Source organism: Streptomyces sp. NPDC059853 (assembly GCF_042731495.1).
GTDB lineage: Bacteria > Actinomycetota > Actinomycetes > Streptomycetales > Streptomycetaceae > Streptomyces.
The window spans coordinates 1-2,518 of sequence record NZ_JBHWJL010000479.1 but is presented as its reverse complement, the minus strand read 5'-3'; the positions used below and the strand labels follow the sequence as shown (position 1 = coordinate 2,518).

Below are 2,518 nucleotides of genomic sequence, written 5' to 3'. Positions count from 1 at the left end.
GTGCACCGCACCGGCCGCCGGGCCGCCGCCGTATGGAGCGCTCGCACGGAACGCGGCATGCGTCGGCCCTCCCATCCGTATGACGGGAGGGCCGGTTCAGCCGCGCTCGCTCACTTCTTGTTGCGGCGCTGCACGCGGGTGCGCTTCAGCAGCTTGCGGTGCTTCTTCTTCGCCATCCGCTTGCGCCGCTTCTTGATAACAGAGCCCACGACTTACCCTCGCTCACTTCGATGACTCGGTGCGGGGCGTCCGAGCCCACACGACCTACATGGGGGTCAGCCTACCGGTCACCGGGTGATACGGGTAAATCGAGGGCCTAGCGGGCCTTCTCCCGGCCCGCCATCAGGCGCTTTCCACTCCTACGAAGGATTCCCGCAGGTACTCGTGGACGGCCTGCTCGGGGACCCGGAAGGACCTTCCCACCCGGATCGCGGGCAGATGACCGGCGTGCACCAGGCGGTACACGGTCATCTTGGACACTCGCATCACCGCGGCGACCTCCGCCACGGTCAGGAACTTGGCCTCGCTCAGAAGCCTTTCACCAGCAGCCATGTCACACCTGACCTTCCGCACATGTCGGGCACCGGCTTCCCCTCCGGTGACTCCCTCTCGCAAGTGCGCTCCTCCCCAGATTAGGGGCGGGTGATGCGAGTGGGGAAGAGGTGCCTCAACCGGCCGTTTACCACCAAGCTGACAGAGAAGCCCGATTGCGCCCATAGCGCATCAGGGGCTCTCGGGCGCAAGCGGGGGCCACATCCGTGCGAGCCGGCCCCACCCAGCCGGGTGTCCCGGTCCGCCGCACCGCCGCCCGGGCCCGTACCGGACCGCCCCGCACCCCTGCCCCCGCACGCCCCGCTTGCACCCGCCAACACCCCGCGTGGCCTGCGGCCTTGGCCCCTGCCGCCTCCCGGGGGACGGCCGGGCCGGCGGGGAGCCGGAGCAGTTGTGTGCGCCGGGGGCGTGCTGGGGCATGGGTGACGACCTGCCGTGCGCCCACTCGGTGTTCCCGCGCCCCGGGCCGGAGCGGGCACGGAGCGCGTCGTACCGGTAAAGGGGGCGTTCGGTCGATGATCGGCCGCCGCACCGGGGGGAGCCGGACACCGCAGGTCGTGCGGGGCGCACGGGATCAGCTGGCGTAGTACCGGGCCGCGCGGGCCGCCGGGGGCCGGCCGGGGAGCCCCGGTCGGACGGGCGCGCGCGGCCGCCCGGTCAGGGCAGGAGCCCGCGCAGCGGGAACACCGCGCGGCGGGTGGCGAGGACGGCTTGGTCCACCGGGTCGGCCGGGTCGTAACCGGCGTCCCAGTCCTGCCAGGTGGGGGTACGGCCGTCGGTCATCCGCCACGGCCCGCTCTCCCGGGTGAGCGCGTACGCGGTCTGCCGCCAGCCGTCGGGCAGGGCGGCGGCCGGCTCCAGGGGCGCGTGGGCGGCGATGGCGACGAGGTGCGTCCACAGCCTGGGGACGACGTCGACGACCGCGTACCCGCCGCCGCCGAGCGCCAGCCAGCGCCCGTCCGCGTACCGGTGCGCCCAGTCGTGGGCGGCCTCGATGCCGGCCCGCTGGCCGTCGAGGCTGAGCAGGAGGTGGGCTTGGAGGTCCTCGAAGTGGGTGTCGGCGCCGTGCTGGCTCACGAGCAGCTGCGGCCGGAAGTCGGCCAGCAGTTCGGGGACGACGGCGTGGACGGCGCGCAGCCAGCCCTCGTCCGAGGTTCCGGCGGGCAGGGCCACGTTGGCGGCGCTGCCGGGTGCCGCCTCGGCTTCCCCGGTCTCGTCGGGGCGTCCGGTGATGTGCGGGAAGAGGGTGCGGGGGTGTTCGTGCACGGAGATGGTCAGCACCCGGGGGTCGTCCCAGAACGCCTCCTGTACGCCGTCGCCGTGGTGGACGTCGAGGTCGAGGTAGGCGACGCGTTCCAGGCCGAGTTCGAGCAGCCGGGCGATGGCGATCGCCGGGTCGTTGTAGACGCAGAATCCGGCCGCGGAGCCGGGCATGGCGTGGTGGAGCCCGCCGGTGAAGTTGACGGCGTGCTGGACGTCCCCGCTGTGCAGGGCCTCGGCGGCGGACACGGAGAGCCCGGCGATGAGCGCGGCGGCTTCGTGCATGCCGGCGAACGCCGGGTTGTCCTCGGTTTCCAGGCCGTGCCACCGGTCGGTGTCGCGGGGGTCGGCGGAGGCCCGCCGTACGGCGTCGATGTAGTCGGGCCGGTGGATGAGCCCGAGGGTGGACGCCCCGGCCGGCCGGGCGCCGGCGACGTCGAGGTGCCGGAGCAGTCCGAATTCCTCGACCAGCCGCATGGTGAGCGCCAAGCGGACGGGACTCATGGGATGGTGGGGACCGAAGTTGTACCGGGTCACCCCGTCGTCCCACATCAACCGTGTTCCGGCGCCATTGTTCATGGCTGACACGGTAACCGAAAACGCAAGTGAGCCCTACCGGATACCCGGTAGGGCTCACTCACTATCAAAAACTGTTCGGCGGCGACCTACTCTCCCACACGGTCCCCCATGCAGTACCATCGGCGCT

General features: G+C 72.1%; 3 protein-coding genes. All 3 read right to left on the bottom strand.

What is annotated here, in order from left to right:
* Positions 1–110: 110 nt before the first annotated feature.
* Entirely contained in the window at positions 111–209 is a 99-nt protein-coding gene (locus ACFV5N_RS26995) for a 30S ribosomal protein bS22 (protein ID WP_003948845.1), read from the bottom strand.
* Between the two features lie 133 nt (positions 210–342).
* The gene (locus ACFV5N_RS26990; protein WP_019431885.1) at positions 343–552 is read right to left on the bottom strand and encodes a helix-turn-helix domain-containing protein; all 210 of its coding nucleotides are present in this window, start codon (positions 550–552) and stop codon (positions 343–345) included.
* 657 nt (positions 553–1,209) lie between these two features.
* Positions 1,210–2,364: an acetoin utilization protein AcuC gene (locus ACFV5N_RS26985; RefSeq protein ID WP_385604914.1), complete on the bottom strand. Its 1,155-nt coding sequence runs from the start codon at positions 2,362–2,364 to the stop codon at positions 1,210–1,212.
* Positions 2,365–2,518: the final 154 nt, after the last annotated feature.